This is a genomic window from Pseudomonas sp. S11P7, from assembly GCF_023195435.1.
In the GTDB taxonomy this organism is placed as follows: Bacteria; Pseudomonadota; Gammaproteobacteria; order Pseudomonadales; family Pseudomonadaceae; genus Aquipseudomonas; species Aquipseudomonas fluorescens_G.
The window spans coordinates 1,475,113-1,490,733 of sequence record NZ_JALPKS020000002.1; the positions used below are offsets into that span (position 1 = coordinate 1,475,113).

The window sequence follows — 15,621 nt, forward strand, 5'->3', positions numbered from 1 at the left end:
TTGCGTTGATACGGCGTCACAGACTCGGAAAGTCACCTAAAACTGCGGGGGAGCCCGACTCTCAAATTAGTGAGACCGCCAAACGGCGCATGAAGTCCCGCCCGGCATTGCATCTGGCGCGCGCTGTCGTCCCCCCACCTCGCCTGCGGGCTAAATGGGTCTTTTTTTCCGCAGTCCTGCACCTGGCCGAGCGCTCCCACCGCCGGGCTCTGTAGTAGTGGCGTCGAAGGTCAAAAAGCCTGCGGATCCCTGCGAAGGATGGGTGTCTGACAGGGCGGACCTGGCGAAGCGGAAGGCAGTTGGGCGATACCTTTCGATGCGGCTTTTTTCAGGAACGCCGTCGGAAAAAAGTAATGTGGTAATTCGAATATCGGGACACCGGCGAAAGCCCCGTATTCATTGGCTTTGCTGGCTTACTTTGGAAAGTAATTTTGAGTAATGAAAAAGGTAATGTGGCGGTAAGTGGTTGATTTATAAAGGATGTAGAAAAACAAATATTACTTCCTTAAAAGGTAATTACCTTACCTCAACATTACTCTGAAATTACTTCATGCCGATCCTTTGCAGCCCAGTAAAAACAAGGCTCTCAGCCTGATTGATTGTTCGGCTTACCCAAATTACCTTTTTCCGATGCCTTTCCCGAAAAAAGGGAACCACCTATAAGCGTTACAGCCAATGGCCGCGCTACTCACTGACGCAGATGATAAACGGACGTCTTCAGGCACGTCGTATTTGCCCGTGCGAAAACGCTTGTAGGAAGTGCTGGGGATTGGAGCGACAGACTCTTCACATGCAGACGCCTGGCGTTATGGTGGCCAGCGCAGGCTAGAGTTGGTAGTTGGTCGAGGTCAGGCTATACGTTTGGCAGCGTGCCCAGAAATCGTGGCGTAACCTTATTTCTCTAAAACGGAGTACTGCAATGGCTTTGGCTTCCGTAGCACCATACGCGTTTAATACCAACGAATTATTGACGCTTGGGCTTGCCGCATATGCGGCCGTGGTTTCTACCTTCGTTCTAGGCTGGGACGCTTACAAGTGGCTAGCTTCTGGAGCGAAGATAGATATGTCCGCTACGGCTGGGGTGAGGATCTACGGCGGTCCTGTTGAGGACCCGAATACATACATTTCCATAACAGCACGGAATGTCGGAGACCAACCCACGACCATCACAAATTTGGGAGGTATGTATTTTGATTCTTGGTGGCGAGCATACGTTACGCGCCGGAGGCCGTCCGACAGCTTCGTAATCAACCAACCATCGCAAGCTCAACGTATCCCGTATCGCTTTGAAGTCGGAGATCAATGGATAGGCTTAGCTGACCAGTCCGATTACATCTCGCAGAAGGCGACAGGAGGGTATCTGTTTTTTATCCTCTTCACGGCGAAGGGGGCCGGGGTCATAGAGTTCGCGTGAAACTTCGGGAGAGCAAGTCCGCTGAATGAAGCGTGCCGGTTGGTAACCACCGTGCAATCGAACGATTTGCACATTCCGTTTCCATGGACTGGCTAAGCTTGGTGGTACAAAAGTGGTACGGCATTTTTTAGGTTGCGCTGTAAGCCAAGCGCTGCGGGCGCTGTAGACTCAGTGATTCCAATCCATCATCGGGGCGACGGAGAAACGGCGAGAGAGTGGGGCGGGTGTGGCGGGAATAGGGGACATTAGGGGTACGGAATCGGTGTGGCTGGGAGGTGGGGGAGTTTATCAGGAATGGGAGGAGGGGGCTTGGGGGCAGGAATGGCAAAGTGGGTTTACTGCGTCCTACTTCTGGACCTGCTGAGCTTGCTCGACCTGCATTGGATTGAGCGAGACAAATCCGATGCAGGGTTGATAGCATGTGGCTATCAATGTCCACATCCTTGCAGGAACGGAATCCATGTCGAAAAAAATCCATACGTTAGTGCTTTGCCTGGCCGGCCTCGTTGGCGCTATGCAGAGTGCCGTTGCAGCTGACAACCTGTTCAAGAGCTACGGCTACGACACGCCAATCACGAAATACACCGAGGCTGGCGGTTACTATGATTGCTCAGAAGAGGTGGGCGCGCCCGCCCGGTGTATTGATGACGTGGATTTCATTGACCAGAAATTCACCGCCGGCTTGGTGTTCAGCGGTGACAAGCTGATTATGGTTTCCCTGTTCGCGCCCTATGAGCGTGAACTGTTCGGGCGTGCCATCGGTGCGCTGGCCAAGTCGTTCGGTCTGGTCGCACTGGCTGACGGCAAGTCCATGCTGGATCTTGTCGATCTGGCGGCAAAAGCTAAAAGCAAGGATGAGTACACCGCTAAACTCACCAACTACGAAAGTGTTGCTCTAAACGCCAATAATCTAACCTACTCGTTTATTGAGGGTGCCGCCTCGATCAAAGGGACCCCTAGCGTTTCTGGTTTGATGGCAGCCGCGCCTGCGAATGTCAGGGGGGCTGATCTGATAGTCACGGGCGAGGGCGAGGAATCGGTCATCATGATCAAGTTTTCTTTCCCGAAACTTGACGAGAACAAGCTTGTTGAGCAGACCAAAAAACCGGTCGAATCTTTCTGAGTTTGGTACTTCGGCGTTTAACACGCCTCGCTAACAGTAGAAAGGGATAGATTTGTTTGTTTATTTTTAGATGATAAATAAATCCGTCCCCGTTGTTCCTGCTTGCTCAGTACTCTGTGTTTTGTATTGATATCCTACCTTACAAGACTGCTCGTAGAGCCTTTCCAAACAGAAAAAATGCGTCTGTTTAAATGAAGCCTGTTCCTGCAGTCCTGAGCCTACACTCCCTTGCGCCTCCCCCTACACCTAAGACAGAATCCCCCGGCTTGTGCCTCTAGCCCGCAGGTTCTATCGTCCCTATGTCACTGAAAACCAGTGATCGGGTTTGGTAGCCCGTCTCCGTCAGAAGCACAAGACTACTGTCTTTCGAGGGCGTTTCTCGTCTTCGTTTTATGGTGGTCATGCGCGGGGCGTCTTCGGATGCGCCGGGGTTCCTGACGACCGGTCTACCAACCTGCGTATGGCCTCCACCCTTCGTTTGGTAGCGAGAGTGATGGCTCCTTTTCGTTTATCCGTCAGGAGTTACACCATGTTCAAACCAACACCGAATCCGCCAGAAACCGATCCCGCATCCCCCTACGAATCCCTCAACCCCAAAAAACTCCACGAAGCCGCCGAGCGCGCGCTCGATCACTATCTCCTCCCGCCCAACCACATCATGTCCAGCGTCAACGAGCCCGAGCGCATGTACCTCGCCAACCCCAAGTACGACTCCGAATCTCTATTGGCCAATGCCAGTGAAACGCTGAGTTCCGCGTCGGAAATGCTCAACAACTTCGCCGCAGCACTCGACCCCGCGCACCGCAAAACCGCGCTGGGCATTGCGCAGGTAGTGATGCTGGGGGAGTTGGCTGTGAATCAGGCGTTGGATAACGTTGAGGTGAAGGCGTAAATCAGCTCCCTTCGTGGCGAAAGGCTCAGCCATTGCCACGGAGGGGCTGTTCGCACCATGCAAAGCAGCCGCGGAAATGGGGGCAAATGGACACGATAATAGCCATTTAGTAGCATTCCGCGCCTTTACTCTGGAGTCGCGGCACAATGGAAGCTATATCGCCCCAAGCTTGGTACAAGCACAGCCTGCAGTTGCGTTCTACGGGTTATGTTTCCGCTCAATAACTCCATTCCCATTGCCCATAGTGCTCTATTGGCTAAATAGGCCGGGCGCTTGTTTGTCATCTATTTACGTGAAGAGAATTTATGTCTGCTCCTGATAAGCCAAAGCTGCCGCTGCAAGCATTCGTGATGTCGTGCCTGGTGGCCGGCTGGGGTCTGGTCTATGCCGGTCAGGTGAAATGGGCGCTGCGTGTTGCTGCGTTGCTTTATCTCGGTGTTATTTTGCTCGGTGTTTGCGGTGTGCCTGCGACGCCAGTGGGCCTCTATGTTTTCGCTATCTTTATCGTCCTGGTTAAACTCGGCTCGGCCACGGCAGCAGCTATATCCGTGCGCAGAAACGACCGTCCGGTGAACAGCCCCGGCACCCGTTTCCATGTGCTTTACGTGGTGGCGCTGGTAATTCTCACGCTGGTAATTCTGGGACCATTGCGCGGCCCGACGCTGGGGTTCAAGACTTACTTCATCCCCTCTGGCTCGATGGCTCCGACTCTTTCGAATGGTGACTACATCGTGACCAAAATGCGCATCGACGCGCCGCAGGTGGGCGACATTGTGACTTATCGCTACAACGGCACGGAGGCGGTCAAACGTGTGGCGGCAGTGGGTGGCGATACCTTCGATTGTTGACGGTAAGGTCATTCGCAACGGTGAAAACATGGGGCTGTTCTTCGCGCCGCCAGAGCGCGTGAAGGATCCTCGTTATCTGCAAACGCCGCAGACGGTGGTCGAGAAAGGTCATTTTTATCTGCTCGGTGACAACCGCGACAGCAGTAACGACAGCCGCTTTATGGGGCAGGTCGCAGTCGAAGACATTACCGGTAAGGTCACCGGAATATGGTTTTCGTCCGATCGATCGAGGATTGGCACAGTCTTTCACTGATAACCGATAACCGAAGCCGTCACTTTCAGGGTAAAGGACGCTTTCAAGGCGGTGATTGCGCAATTGCCGCAGCGGTGGCCTGCGACAAGATTCAAATCAGTGGAAGGACTAGCGGGCAGGCAACCCTGAACCGCCGCTGTCGATCAGCAAAGTTTCATATTTCTGTATGCGGCGCAGGCCTAGGATGCTGAGACAAGATTGTCGCTGTTCATCCCGAGAGGAATCGTCCCATGCGCCTTACTGTCTTCAAAGTGCTGTTGATTGCTGCAGCGGTATCGATGTTGAGTGCCTGTTCGGGAGCGGGCGGCCTGACCACCACCAGTTGTTTCTCCAGCCACTGTCAGTCGCCACAAGAGCACAACGCCAACACCCTGAAGTTCGGCGGCAACAGCATCGGCAGCAGCCTTAACCAATACAGTTCCGGCATGCTGCACGACGACTAAGCCTTATTGCGCATCAGGCACGGCAATCCATTCGCTCAGGGTCTTCTGATACTTGCCGGTGACTTTGCTCAGGTGCAGCCACTGATCGACATACAGTTTCCAGCTGATGTCATCGCGCGGCAGCAGATAAGCCTTTTCGCCATATTGCATGTATTGATGCGGGTTCACCGCGCACAGTCCCGGTTTGAGTTTCTGCTGATACAGCGCTTCGGAGGCGTCGGTGATCATCACGTCGGCCTTGTTGTCGAGCAGTTGCTGGAAGATCGTCACATTGTCGTGCAGGGCCAGTTGCGCTTTGGGCAGGAAGGCGTGGACGAAGGCTTCGTTGGTGCCGCCGGCGGGTTCGACCAGGCGCACGTTGGGTTGGTTGATCTGCTCGACGGTCTGGTACTTGCTGACGTCGTCGCAGCGTACCAGCGGGATTTTGCCATCGGTGTCGAGGGTGTTGCTGAAGTAGGCTTTTTTCTGCCGTTCGAGGGTGACCGAGATGCCGCCCATGCCGATGTCGCATTTGCCGGCCTGCATGTCCGGCATCAGGGTTTTCCAGGTGGTTTGCACCCACTGCACTTTGACGCCGAGGCTGTCGGCCAGCGAGCGGGCCATGCTGATGTCGATGCCTTCGAATTCGCTGTCGGCGCGTTTGAAGGTGTAGGGCTTGTAGTCGCCGGTGGTGCAGACACGCAGCGCGCCTTGTTGCTGGATGCTGTCGAGGTGGGTTGCAGCGGTCTCGGCGTGAGCGGCGGCGGTCAGGGTCAACAGGCCACAGAAGGTCAGCGTGCTTTTTAGTGTTGTCATTGAAGTCGCACTTTGCAGGGGGAGGTGGCTCAGTGTACTGAGTGCCTTTCGCGGGTGTCATCCCGCTTCCGGACTCAATGTGCCCAGCCACGCCACCAGTGCCACGATCAGCAGGGCAAGTGCCAATTCCAACCTGACGCTGCGGCGCAATGCATTTACCGTGAGCGTAGCGTCTCCATCGCGCAGCGCTTGCTTCAGCGCGGGCCCGAGATGAAAGCGATTCAGCGCCGCCAGCAGCAACATCAGCGCAAACAGCAGAACCTTGATCGTCAGCAGCACCCCGTAGGTGCTGAGCACTACGTCATTCAGCTTGGGGCCGACGATGAACAGGTAATTCATCACGCCAGTGATCGTCAGCGTCAGCACTATCGCAGCGCCCACCCATTCAAAGCGTTTGACCGCAGCAATCAACAGGCGAAGACGCGGCGCATCGCCCCGTCCCCGCGCCATCAGCAGCAGCGCGAGCATCGCCCCGAGCCACGCGCCCGCCGCCAGCAGGTGCAGGATGTCGCTGAAAAAATGCCAGAACCGCAGCGCTCCCTCGTCCATCGCCCCATGCCCGCTCCAGGCCAGGGAGGCGAGGGCTACACCGCCGCTAATCGATGCAAGCCACGCTCCTGGCCTGATCAACAGCACCGTCAGCGCGGCGATTCGAATTGCCCAGGCGAACCCGACGTCGGTTTCCCGCAACATCATTTGCAGGTGTGGCCACAGTGCCGCGATCGCGGTTTCGCCGCTCATGGTGCTGGTCATCAGTAGCAATCCTGCCACCGATAAAAGCGCTGCAATCAGCGCCATTCCCCGCAACATCGGCCGAAACCGCAACGCCGAATCAGCGCTGTACAACGCGAACAACGCCAGCCCGAACAGCAACAGCACATCCACATACAGCGCAAACCGCAGGACGATGTTGATCAGTTCAGCCATCGCTCACTTCACTTTGAACGTGACGTTGCCGGTGATCGGGTGCGTGTCGGAAGACACCGCCCGCCATTGCACCTGATAAGTACCGGCGGGCAGTGGCGCGAGCGGGGTGATCAGCATGGATTTCGGGTCGCTGCCGGCGCTGACTTTGGCTTTCATGGGCATTGGCGGGTGGGCCATGCCGGGCATTTCGGTCATCACCAGTTTGGCCCCGGAAAACTGCGTGACCAGGGTCTCGGAAAAGTGCAATTCGATCTTCCCGGGGGCGCCGCCTTCGGCACCTTCGGCCGGGGTCGACGAGAGCAGTTTCGGGTGCGCCTCGGCGAGACTGCTGAGGAGCAATCCGCTGGCGAATACGAGGCTGAATTTCAAAGTGCGCATGCAAGAGCTCCGGATGGTTTTTATAGGTGTTTTCAGAACCACATCCGCACGCCGAGCACGAGGCGCGCTTCGCTACGCTCCTCGTCTTCTGCGCGGGCGTAGTCGGCGGTGTTGCCGTAGGTGCGGTTCCACGTCACGCCGATATAGGGCGCGAATTCGCGGCGGATTTCATAGCGCAAACGCAGGCCGGCTTCGGTGTTGGAGAGGCCCGAGCCGATACCGCGTTGCCCATCGTTTTTACCGTAGACGTTGATTTCGGCGGTGGGCTGCAGGATCAGCCGATTGCTCAGCAGGATGTCGTAATCGCCTTCCAGGCGCAGCGCGCTCTGGCCGCCCTCGCCAAGAAATGCCGTGGCTTCGACCTCGAAGTTGTACAGCGCCATGCCCTGCACACCGAGCGCGGCCCAGGTTTGCGGCGCGCCGGGTTTGAAATCCTGCCGCACGCCGCTGACCACCTCCCACCACGGCGAAATCGCGTGGCCCCACAGCGCCTGGAGTTCGGCGTCTTCGGTCTGGCCGTTGCTGCGTTCGCCCTCGGAGCGCAACCACAGACGATCAATATCGCCACCGACCCAGCCGGACAGATCCCAGGCCAGGGCGCTGCCGTCATCGGCGTCCTGCCACTCGAGTTTGTCGGCGAGGAAATAGCTGTTGATCGCGCTGTCGTGCACCTGATGGCCGCCAGCATTGCTGAACACGGCGGCGCGGTCGGCATCGGTCAGTGGCGGGATCGGCGTGCGACTTTCGGTGGGGGCGGCGGGTTGCATCATGCCGTCGTCCATGCTCTGCATCGCGCCGTGATCCATGCCCGACATCTGGCTGTGATCCATACCCGGCATGTCGCCTGCAGCCATCGCCGGGCTGCCGATCAGCAGTAAAGACAACGCGGTGAATCGAGTCATGAGCGGCCCCTTCATTCTTCCACCCGCACTTCGCGGAACATGCCCATTTCCATGTGATAAAGGAGATGGCAGTGATAGGCCCAACGGCCGAGTGCGTCGGCCGTCACGCGATAACTGCGGCGCGTGCCGGGCGGCATGTCGATGGTGTGTTTGCGCACCTGGAAATCGCCGTTTTCGTCCTCCAGGTCGCTCCACATGCCATGCAGGTGGATGGGGTGGGTCATCATCGTGTCGTTGACCAGCACCAGGCGGATACGCTCGCCATATTTCAGGCGCAGCGGCTCGGCATCGGAAAATTTGATGCCGTTGAACGACCAGGCAAATTTTTCCATGTGCCCGGTCAGGTGCAATTCGATCGTGCGACTCGGGTCGCGACCGTCCGGGTCTGCAAAGGTGCTGCGCAGGTCGGCGTAGGTCAGCACGCGACGGCCATTGTTGCGCAGGCCGAGGCCCGGATCGTCGAGTTTTGGCGCGGTGGTCATGGCTTGCATGTCCACCAGCGGATTGTTTTTTTCGCTGTCGGGATGGGCCTGCATCGGTCCCATGGCGGAGTGATCCATACCGGCCATGTCACTCATGTCCATCGAACCGTGATCCATGCCGCCCATGCCCATGTCGTCCATCGTTACCAACGGTCGCGGGTCCGGCGCGGGCACCGGGGCTGACAGTCCTGCGCGGGTGGCCAAAGTGCCGCGGGCGTAGCCGGTGCGGTCCATGGCCTGGGCAAACAGGGTGTAGGCCTCGGCATCCGGCTCGACGATAACGTCGTAGGTCTCGGCCACCGCGATGCGCAGTTCATCGACGCTGACCGGTTTGACATGCAGGCCGTCCGCTGCGACCACGGTCATTTTCAGGCCGGGAATGCGCACGTCGAAATAGCTCATGGCCGAGCCGTTGATCAGGCGCAGACGCAGCTTTTCGCCGGGGCGAAACAGGCCGGTCCAGTTGGAATCCGGCGCATGACCGTTCATCAAGAAGGTGTAGGTGGCGCCGCTGACGTCAGCAATGTCGGTGGGGTTCATGTTCATTTGCGCCCACATCTTCCGATCGGCGAGGGTGGCGTCCCAGCCTTTTTCGCTGACATCGTTGATGAAGTCGCCGACGGTGCGTTTGTGGAAGTTGTAGTAGTCGGACTGTTTTTTCAGGGTATGCATCAGGCTGGCCGGGGCTTCGTCAGTCCAGTCGCTGAGCATCACCACGTAGTCACGGTCGTAATGGAACGGCTCCGGTTCCCGGGCGTCGATCACCAACGGCCCGTAAACGCCGGCCTGCTCCTGCAACCCTGAATGGCTGTGATACCAATAGGTGCCGTGTTGGCGGATGTTGAACCGATAGACGTACATGCCACCGGGTTCGATGCCGTGAAAGCTCAGGCCTGGCACGCCGTCCATGTTTGCCGGCAGCAGAATGCCGTGCCAGTGGATCGACGTGCTCTCCTTGAGCCGATTGCGCACCCGCAACGTCACGGTGTCGCCTTCGCGCCAGCGCAGCAGTGGGCCGGGCAGGCTGCCGTTGATGGTCAATGCGGTGCGTGGGGAGCCGCTGAAGTTGACTGCGGTTTCGCCGATGAACAGCTCGAATTCGCGGCCGCTCAGCTCGTTGACCGACCCGGCAGCGCTCTGCGCCCAGACCGGCGTACGCCACAGACCGAGACCGCCCAGCAAACTGCCGGCGGCAAGGCCTTTGACGAACGTGCGGCGTGAAGTGTTGGAAGGCATGCGCTGAAAATCCCCGTTTGACTCATGACGGGAAGGCTAACCAGCGCCAGCTTTCAGTTGGCTGAGGCGCGGATTACAGTTTTGACAGGTTCAGCGCGCAAGCCATGTTGACCAGGGCGTCCCGGTGGCGCGTAAGGTGCGAATCAAAGCCCCAACCCTTCCTGCACCACCTGCAACAGATTGTTCTCCGTCAATGCAATCGCATCCGGCTCCTGCCCGGTCTCGACCGACTGCAACCACCAATGACTTTCGTGATGTTCATCAACCGTGCGCAGCAACGAATGATCCCGCCCCGGCACAATGATTTGCACCCGTCCGCAGCCATCTTCGGTAAAACGCGCAATCGGATCGAAGGTCAGGCTGTGGTGATTGGCCTCGATGATCAGTTGGTCGATGGCGTAGTCATGGGCTTCGCCGTCCGGTGAAGTTTCGCAAACATGCGTAGGATTGCGCCGGATCTTCAGTCCGACCTCGGTGACGGGCTGTAACCAGGCTTCGATGCGATGGTACAAGTCATACACCTGAGCGGGCCAGCAATCGATTTCCAGCTCAGCGCAAGTAATGTCGTCAGCATGGACGTGCTTGAGTTTGGCGGCGAGTTCGTCTGCTTTACTCATGTCGGATCCCTTGGTTGGATGTCTGCCTGTTAATCGTAGACCCTGCGAAGACGTCAGGCTTTGCCTTGCGTCATGCGCTTGCAACACAAGCGTGGCGAAATCAGCGTTGGCCCGGTCGGGTCCGGAGCGAAACCATTAACGCAGGCGTCCCAAGGAGTGGGTAGATGAAAAAGCTGTTTACAATTTTCGCAGTGATTGCACTGACGGCCGGTAGCATAAGCCTGAGTTCGGCGCGGCAATCGCAATCAAGCAAGGCTCAAGCGGAATCGGTGGCGGGGGTGTTCGACTACTACCTGCTGGCGCTGTCGTGGTCGCCGACCTTTTGCCTGACCCATAAAGATGATGTGCAGTGTTCCGGTAAGGGTTACGGCTTCGTGCTGCATGGGCTGTGGCCGCAATATGTCGCGGGTGGCTGGCCGCAATCCTGCCCACCGCTGACGAAATTGTCGGCGTCGGAAACCAGCAAAGGCCTGACACTGTTTCCAACGAAAAAACTGCTCGACCACGAATGGTCCAAGCACGGCACGTGCAGCGGCCTCGGCGCGATGGGGTATCTGGATGAAGCAGACAAAGCCGTGGCGGCGGTGAAAATCCCGGAAGAACTGCAACCGTTCAGCACCTCGTATTACTTCGAGGCGCAGGAAATTGCCCAGCTGTTTCGCAAGGCCAACCCAGGGATTCCGGCCGATGGTGTTGCAGTGATCTGCAGTGGCCCGGAACTGTCGGAAGTACGCGTGTGCATGGGCAAGGATCTACAGTTCGCGGCGTGCGGCAAAGGCGTGAAAACCCAGTGCCGGGCGGGCGACATTCGGGTGCCGCCGTCGCGCTAAGTCGAGCGGTATCAGTGATAAAAAACAGGCGCCCTATCAGGCGCCTTTTTTTGCCTGAAGGTTTGAAGCACCAGCGCATTTCCCGCATGCTTGCGCCCCCAAAAGGACCAAATAAATAGACCTTGATAGCAGTAGCGAGGAAGGCACCGCCATCTCTCGCGTATTTCGTTAGGACTAGCCGTGTATAAAGTCTTCCTTTTTGTTGCTATAGCCTTGGGTTCCGGCTGTGCGAAAGACCACACAAAGCCCCCGGCCAACATTGATTTTGTTTCTGTTAAACGCGAAAAAACGCTTTTATACGACATCAGATATCAATCGGATATCGACGTTCTCGATCTTTTTGGACGCGGCGAACGTGTCGGGATGGTTTCAGGCATGTTGCGTTGTGCATTAGCCGATGACCACGATTTTACAATGGGTAAAGCCATGCAGTTTTCCGCTTTTGGCTTGATACGATCGGATGAGAATGCGCAGCAGACGGGGACGTTTTCTTATCTGACCCGCGCGTTCATGGTCGAAACCTCCAGTGACCGCAGTTCTGAAAGGAATCTCTCAGTAGCAGAACTCAACCACCTCCTGTCCAACAAACAACAAATCCCCTGCAAAGTCGTGGTCACCGCCTACGGTTACAAACCCTATTACTCCAACACCCTGCACATCCCCGTCGCCGATCTGCTGCGGGAAATCAACAAACCCCGCTGAAAAAAAAACGGGGAGTTCAGGCGCGAACTCCCCACGATCGCTCACTTCCTGCAGCCGCAAAATCCACCCGCCCAAGCCGCAAAATAAATCGACGAAACGCGATCATCCATTCCTGACACACGCCGATATAACAGGCATGAGCGCTGCGTTTGCCGGGGACATGCCGCTGGGCTACGCTCATAAAACATAAGGGTTTTTCCACTGGCGCCCTCGTCGTATCTGCCCAGGACTTGCTTTTGCCTTTCCCCATTCCCGATCAGCAACACGCCCCCGGTGCGCTTAAACGCTTGCCGTTACGTAAAGCAGCCGTGCTGTTTATCGTCGCGGTAAGCCTGTGCCTGTCCGGTCTGTTGTACCTGCAACTGCAGCAGTCACAGCGTCAGGATCTGGCGGTGGCGCAGGCGGCTTCGAGCAATCTGACCCGGGCGATGGCGCAGCAGGCCGAGGATACGTTCCTGGCGGCCGACCTGGTGATGACCAGCTTGGTCGACTGGATCGAGGATGATGGTTACGGTGCTGCGCAAAAGCCGCGTTTGCAGCGCATCTTCGCTCGGCGTGCGCAGCAACTGACGCAGTTGCACGGCATCTTTCTGTTCGATCGCGACGGGCAGTGGGTGATCACCTCGTTTGCCAATCTGCCGCGTGGCGATGGTGTTGCCGACCGAGAATACTTCAAGTTTCACCAGCAGAACGTGTCGACGCTGGCGCACATCGGGCCGGCGATTCGCAGCCGCGAAAATGGCGAATGGATCATCCCGATCTCCAAGCGCATCAATGATCATGCCGGCCATTTCGAGGGCGTGTTGCTGGCCGGCATCAAGATGTCGTACTTCGATCAGTTCTTCAAAAGCTTCAGCCTCGACGACAACGGCATCATGTTCCTCGCCCTGACTGACGGAACGCTGCTTGCACGGCGGCCATTCGATGAGTCGCTGATTGGCACCTCGGTGGCGCGTGGGCAGATTTTTCAAACGCTGCTGCCCAATGCCACGGCGGGCACCGCGATGCTTGATTCTTACGTCGACGGCACCGAAAGGCTTTATGGCTATCGGCAGTTGGCGTCTTATCCATTAGTGGTATCGGCGGCGACCTCGCGGGATACGATTCTTCAGGGTTGGTATGAGCGCGCGTTTCAGTCGAGCGTGATCGTCGCGCTGGTGATTCTCGGCATCGGCCTGTTCGGCTGGGTGTTTATCCATCAAGTGCGCGATGGCGAGCGAATCGAGAAAAACCTGCGCAAGGCGCAACGGGCGCTGGAGCAGATCGCCACGCACGACAGCCTGACCGGGCTGGCCAATCGGCGTTTGTTCGAGCGCTCGCTGGAAATCGAATTCGCCCGTGGCGCGCGGCAGGTCAGTCCGGTCAGCCTGATCATGCTCGATATCGATTTTTTCAAACGCTACAACGATGCCTACGGACATGTTGCCGGTGATCAGTGCCTGACGCAGGTCGCCCAGGTGCTGAGGACGTGTTGCCAGCGCAAGTCCGATCTGGCGGTGCGGTACGGCGGGGAAGAATTTGCGGTGTTGCTGCCGGACACCGACATCAACGGTGCGCTGGCGATCGCCGGGCAGATTCGTCGCAGCGTGATCGACAAGCACATCATTCACAGCGGCTCGCCGACCGGGTACCTGACGGTGAGTCTGGGTTGTTATGCGTTCATACCGAGCGGCAATGACAGCCCGGAAGCCTTCATCCAGCGCGCGGACGCGGCGTTGTATCAGGCGAAAAATGCCGGCCGCAATCGCGCGGCAGTGTTGTCGCTGGACAGCGGCTTTGCCGAATTGATGCGCTCGGATCGCTGACTAACACAACCCTTGTAGGAGTGAGCCTGCTCGCGATAGCGGTGGGTCAGTGGCGCAAACGTCTACTGATACACCGCTATCGCGAGCAGGCTCACTCCTACAAGGGAGGGTTACCTACCTGGGGTGGCTCTTGTTCGTTCAGCTGCCCGAGCCACCACCCGCACCGCCAGTGCCGCCGCCGGCCGAACCGGTGCCACCGCCCGCGCCGGAGCCTGAACCGCTGGCGCCACCGTTGGTGCCGGTGCCAGTGCCGACACCGGTGCCCATGGAACCGGTGCCTGAATTGCTCCCCGAACCGCCAACGGAACCACCGGAGGAGCCGTCGCCCGCCGAAGGCGAGCCCGGCGTGTTGTCTGGGGGCATGGTCGAGCTGCCGGTGCCGCCGGATTTGGTCCCGGTAGCGTCGGTGCTGTCATTCGCCGCGAAACTGCCAGCCGAGGCGGTGGCGAGCAGGCCGGCGAGCAAGAGGGAAGTGAGTTTGCGCGTCATCATGGTGCATCTCCTGAAAAAGGCATGTACCTGATATTGGTCTGATGCGCGAAAGCCTTGGTGCCAGTTGGCTGACGAGTGGTCGGCGGCCGGGCAAGTGGCCTCCTGAACTTCGCGGATATTGGCTATTTGTGGAAGCCACTGCGGGGGCTACCGTGGTCACACATTCATTCACTCGCGACCCGGAGTTACCATGCAGCCTCGTACCGATTTCTACACCGCTTCCCCAGATGCCTTGAAAGCAATGATGGCGCTGGAAACCGCAGTGTCCAAACTGCCGCTGGAAAAGACCCTGATTGAACTGGTCAAACTGCGCGCCTCGCAAATCAACGGCTGCGCCTTCTGCATCGACATGCACACCGCTGACGCGATCAAAGGCGGCGAAACCCCGCGTCGCCTGTTCGCCGTCACTGCCTGGCGGGAAGCGCCGTTCTTCAGCGACCGTGAACGCGCCGCGTTGCTCTGGACCGAGTCACTGACGCAACTGAGCCTGACTCATGCCCCGGACGCAGACTACGAAGTGGTCGCCGCACAGTTCACACCGAAGGAAATGGTCGACCTGACCGTGGCGATCAGCACTATCAATAGCTGGAACCGTTTGGCGGTGGGCTTTCGAAAAATGCCGCAGGCTTGAGGCCTTGTCAAAAGTGGCTGATCAGTTGCGACATTGCTGACTGATCGGCCGCTGTTTCATTTGAGCCAATGCCCCGGTGTATTCCCCGTCATGCCCTTGAAGAACGCAATGAATGCACTGTCGCTGGCAAAGCCCAGTGCGCTTGCGCAGTAGCCGAGGCTGCGTCCGGAAACGAGCAATTCCATGGCGCGCATCAGTCGCCATTGTTGGCGCCATTGCTGATAGCTCATGCCGGTTTCGCGTTGAAAAATCCGTCCGATGGTGCGACTGCTCGCGCCTGTCTGTTGTTCCAGAACCTGGAGTTCCGGCGGCAGTTGCGTGAGCATTTTCAATAGCGGAGCAAGGCGTTTGTCCTGGGGCAACGGCAACAACATCGGTTGCTGTGCTGCTTCAGCGATTTCGCTCAGGCACAGGCCCAGCAAATGGACGAATCGACCTTGCTGCCAGTCGGTATCGAACGCCGCGACTGCCATGGGTTCCAGTACCGCGCGCAGCAAAGGGCTGACTTCGATGATGCAGACCTGCTGCGGCAGGGCCTGACACAGCTGCGGGATCAGGTAGATGGAGCGGTAATCAACGCTTCGCTGCATCACCGCCCGATGGCTGATACCGGGTGGAATCCACGCTGCCCGCGACGGTGGCAACAAGCATAAATGCTGCGCCAGGATAATCCGTGTACAGCCGTCTCGCGTGTAAAGCAGTTGCCCGCGCTGGTGGCGATGCGAGCCTGAATCATGATCGCCCAGCGTCGAAGCGATACCGATCACTGGTGCGGTGAAACGATCTGGGTCAAAACGCGCGTGGGCATGAAGCCAAGCCATGGTATGTCCGATTTCAACGATAGATTGGCG

The 15,621-nt window shown here is 57.9% G+C and carries 16 protein-coding genes and 1 pseudogene; 9 read left to right on the top strand and 8 right to left on the bottom strand.

All coding sequences use genetic code 11. From position 1 onward, the window contains the following. Nucleotides 1–919: 919 nt before the first annotated feature. The 5 genes and pseudogenes from M0746_RS06865 to M0746_RS06885 all read left to right on the top strand — a co-directional run bounded on the left by M0746_RS06865 (nucleotide 920) and on the right by M0746_RS06885 (nucleotide 4,973). Entirely contained in the window at nucleotides 920–1,414 is a 495-nt protein-coding gene (locus tag M0746_RS06865; protein WP_258448590.1) for a hypothetical protein, read from the top strand. Between the two features lie 460 nt (nucleotides 1,415–1,874). Continuing rightward, nucleotides 1,875–2,537, top strand: coding sequence for a hypothetical protein (locus tag M0746_RS06870; protein ID WP_116030722.1), 663 nt, complete (start codon nucleotides 1,875–1,877; stop codon nucleotides 2,535–2,537). A gap of 529 nt (nucleotides 2,538–3,066) precedes the next feature. Continuing rightward, nucleotides 3,067–3,429 (top strand): DUF6124 family protein, encoded by a 363-nt coding sequence (locus M0746_RS06875; protein ID WP_258448591.1) that lies wholly within the window; start codon nucleotides 3,067–3,069, stop codon nucleotides 3,427–3,429. A 350-nt stretch (nucleotides 3,430–3,779) separates the two neighbouring features. Next, a pseudogene (gene lepB, locus M0746_RS06880) lies at nucleotides 3,780–4,530 on the top strand (signal peptidase I). Between the two features lie 230 nt (nucleotides 4,531–4,760). Continuing rightward, the gene (locus M0746_RS06885) at nucleotides 4,761–4,973 is read left to right on the top strand and encodes a hypothetical protein (RefSeq protein ID WP_258448592.1); all 213 of its coding nucleotides are present in this window, start codon (nucleotides 4,761–4,763) and stop codon (nucleotides 4,971–4,973) included. Nucleotides 4,974–4,976: 3 nt separating this feature from the next. On the opposite strand, the gene M0746_RS06890 is transcribed toward M0746_RS06885, so the two are convergent. From M0746_RS06890 to M0746_RS06915, 6 genes are all read right to left on the bottom strand, one after another. Then, nucleotides 4,977–5,768 (bottom strand): transporter substrate-binding domain-containing protein, encoded by a 792-nt coding sequence (locus M0746_RS06890; RefSeq protein WP_258448593.1) that lies wholly within the window; start codon nucleotides 5,766–5,768, stop codon nucleotides 4,977–4,979. A 57-nt stretch (nucleotides 5,769–5,825) separates the two neighbouring features. After that, nucleotides 5,826–6,695, bottom strand: coding sequence for a copper homeostasis membrane protein CopD (gene copD / locus M0746_RS06895; RefSeq protein ID WP_258448594.1), 870 nt, complete (start codon nucleotides 6,693–6,695; stop codon nucleotides 5,826–5,828). 3 nt (nucleotides 6,696–6,698) lie between these two features. Next, nucleotides 6,699–7,073, bottom strand: coding sequence for a copper homeostasis periplasmic binding protein CopC (gene copC, locus M0746_RS06900; protein ID WP_258448595.1), 375 nt, complete (start codon nucleotides 7,071–7,073; stop codon nucleotides 6,699–6,701). Nucleotides 7,074–7,105: 32 nt separating this feature from the next. Then, nucleotides 7,106–7,975, bottom strand: coding sequence for a copper resistance protein B (locus M0746_RS06905; protein WP_258448596.1), 870 nt, complete (start codon nucleotides 7,973–7,975; stop codon nucleotides 7,106–7,108). An 11-nt stretch (nucleotides 7,976–7,986) separates the two neighbouring features. Continuing rightward, complete coding sequence (locus tag M0746_RS06910; RefSeq protein WP_258448597.1) at nucleotides 7,987–9,693, bottom strand: copper resistance system multicopper oxidase; 1,707 nt, start codon at nucleotides 9,691–9,693, stop codon at nucleotides 7,987–7,989. Nucleotides 9,694–9,836: 143 nt separating this feature from the next. After that, nucleotides 9,837–10,310 (bottom strand): hypothetical protein, encoded by a 474-nt coding sequence (locus tag M0746_RS06915; RefSeq protein WP_208940478.1) that lies wholly within the window; start codon nucleotides 10,308–10,310, stop codon nucleotides 9,837–9,839. 164 nt (nucleotides 10,311–10,474) lie between these two features. Between M0746_RS06915 and M0746_RS06920 the strand changes: the two genes are divergently transcribed. The 3 genes from M0746_RS06920 (at nucleotide 10,475) to M0746_RS06930 (ending at nucleotide 13,647) form a co-directional block, all read left to right on the top strand. Further along, the gene (locus M0746_RS06920) at nucleotides 10,475–11,140 is read left to right on the top strand and encodes a ribonuclease T2 (RefSeq protein ID WP_208940479.1); all 666 of its coding nucleotides are present in this window, start codon (nucleotides 10,475–10,477) and stop codon (nucleotides 11,138–11,140) included. 180 nt (nucleotides 11,141–11,320) lie between these two features. Then, nucleotides 11,321–11,842 carry a hypothetical protein gene (locus M0746_RS06925; RefSeq protein ID WP_258448598.1) on the top strand — a complete coding sequence of 174 codons (522 nt, stop codon included), beginning with the start codon at nucleotides 11,321–11,323 and terminating at the stop codon, nucleotides 11,840–11,842. Between the two features lie 236 nt (nucleotides 11,843–12,078). After that, nucleotides 12,079–13,647 carry a sensor domain-containing diguanylate cyclase gene (locus tag M0746_RS06930; protein ID WP_258448599.1) on the top strand — a complete coding sequence of 523 codons (1,569 nt, stop codon included), beginning with the start codon at nucleotides 12,079–12,081 and terminating at the stop codon, nucleotides 13,645–13,647. Nucleotides 13,648–13,785: 138 nt separating this feature from the next. Here M0746_RS06930 and M0746_RS06935 read toward each other — a convergent pair whose 3' ends face one another. Then, nucleotides 13,786–14,139, bottom strand: coding sequence for a hypothetical protein (locus M0746_RS06935; protein ID WP_258448600.1), 354 nt, complete (start codon nucleotides 14,137–14,139; stop codon nucleotides 13,786–13,788). Nucleotides 14,140–14,329: 190 nt separating this feature from the next. Between M0746_RS06935 and M0746_RS06940 the strand changes: the two genes are divergently transcribed. Then, the gene (locus M0746_RS06940; RefSeq protein WP_258448601.1) at nucleotides 14,330–14,770 is read left to right on the top strand and encodes a carboxymuconolactone decarboxylase family protein; all 441 of its coding nucleotides are present in this window, start codon (nucleotides 14,330–14,332) and stop codon (nucleotides 14,768–14,770) included. A gap of 56 nt (nucleotides 14,771–14,826) precedes the next feature. Here the strand turns inward: M0746_RS06940 and M0746_RS06945 are convergent, their stop codons facing one another. Continuing rightward, nucleotides 14,827–15,591 (bottom strand): AraC family transcriptional regulator, encoded by a 765-nt coding sequence (locus M0746_RS06945; protein WP_258448602.1) that lies wholly within the window; start codon nucleotides 15,589–15,591, stop codon nucleotides 14,827–14,829. Nucleotides 15,592–15,621 lie beyond the last annotated feature (30 nt).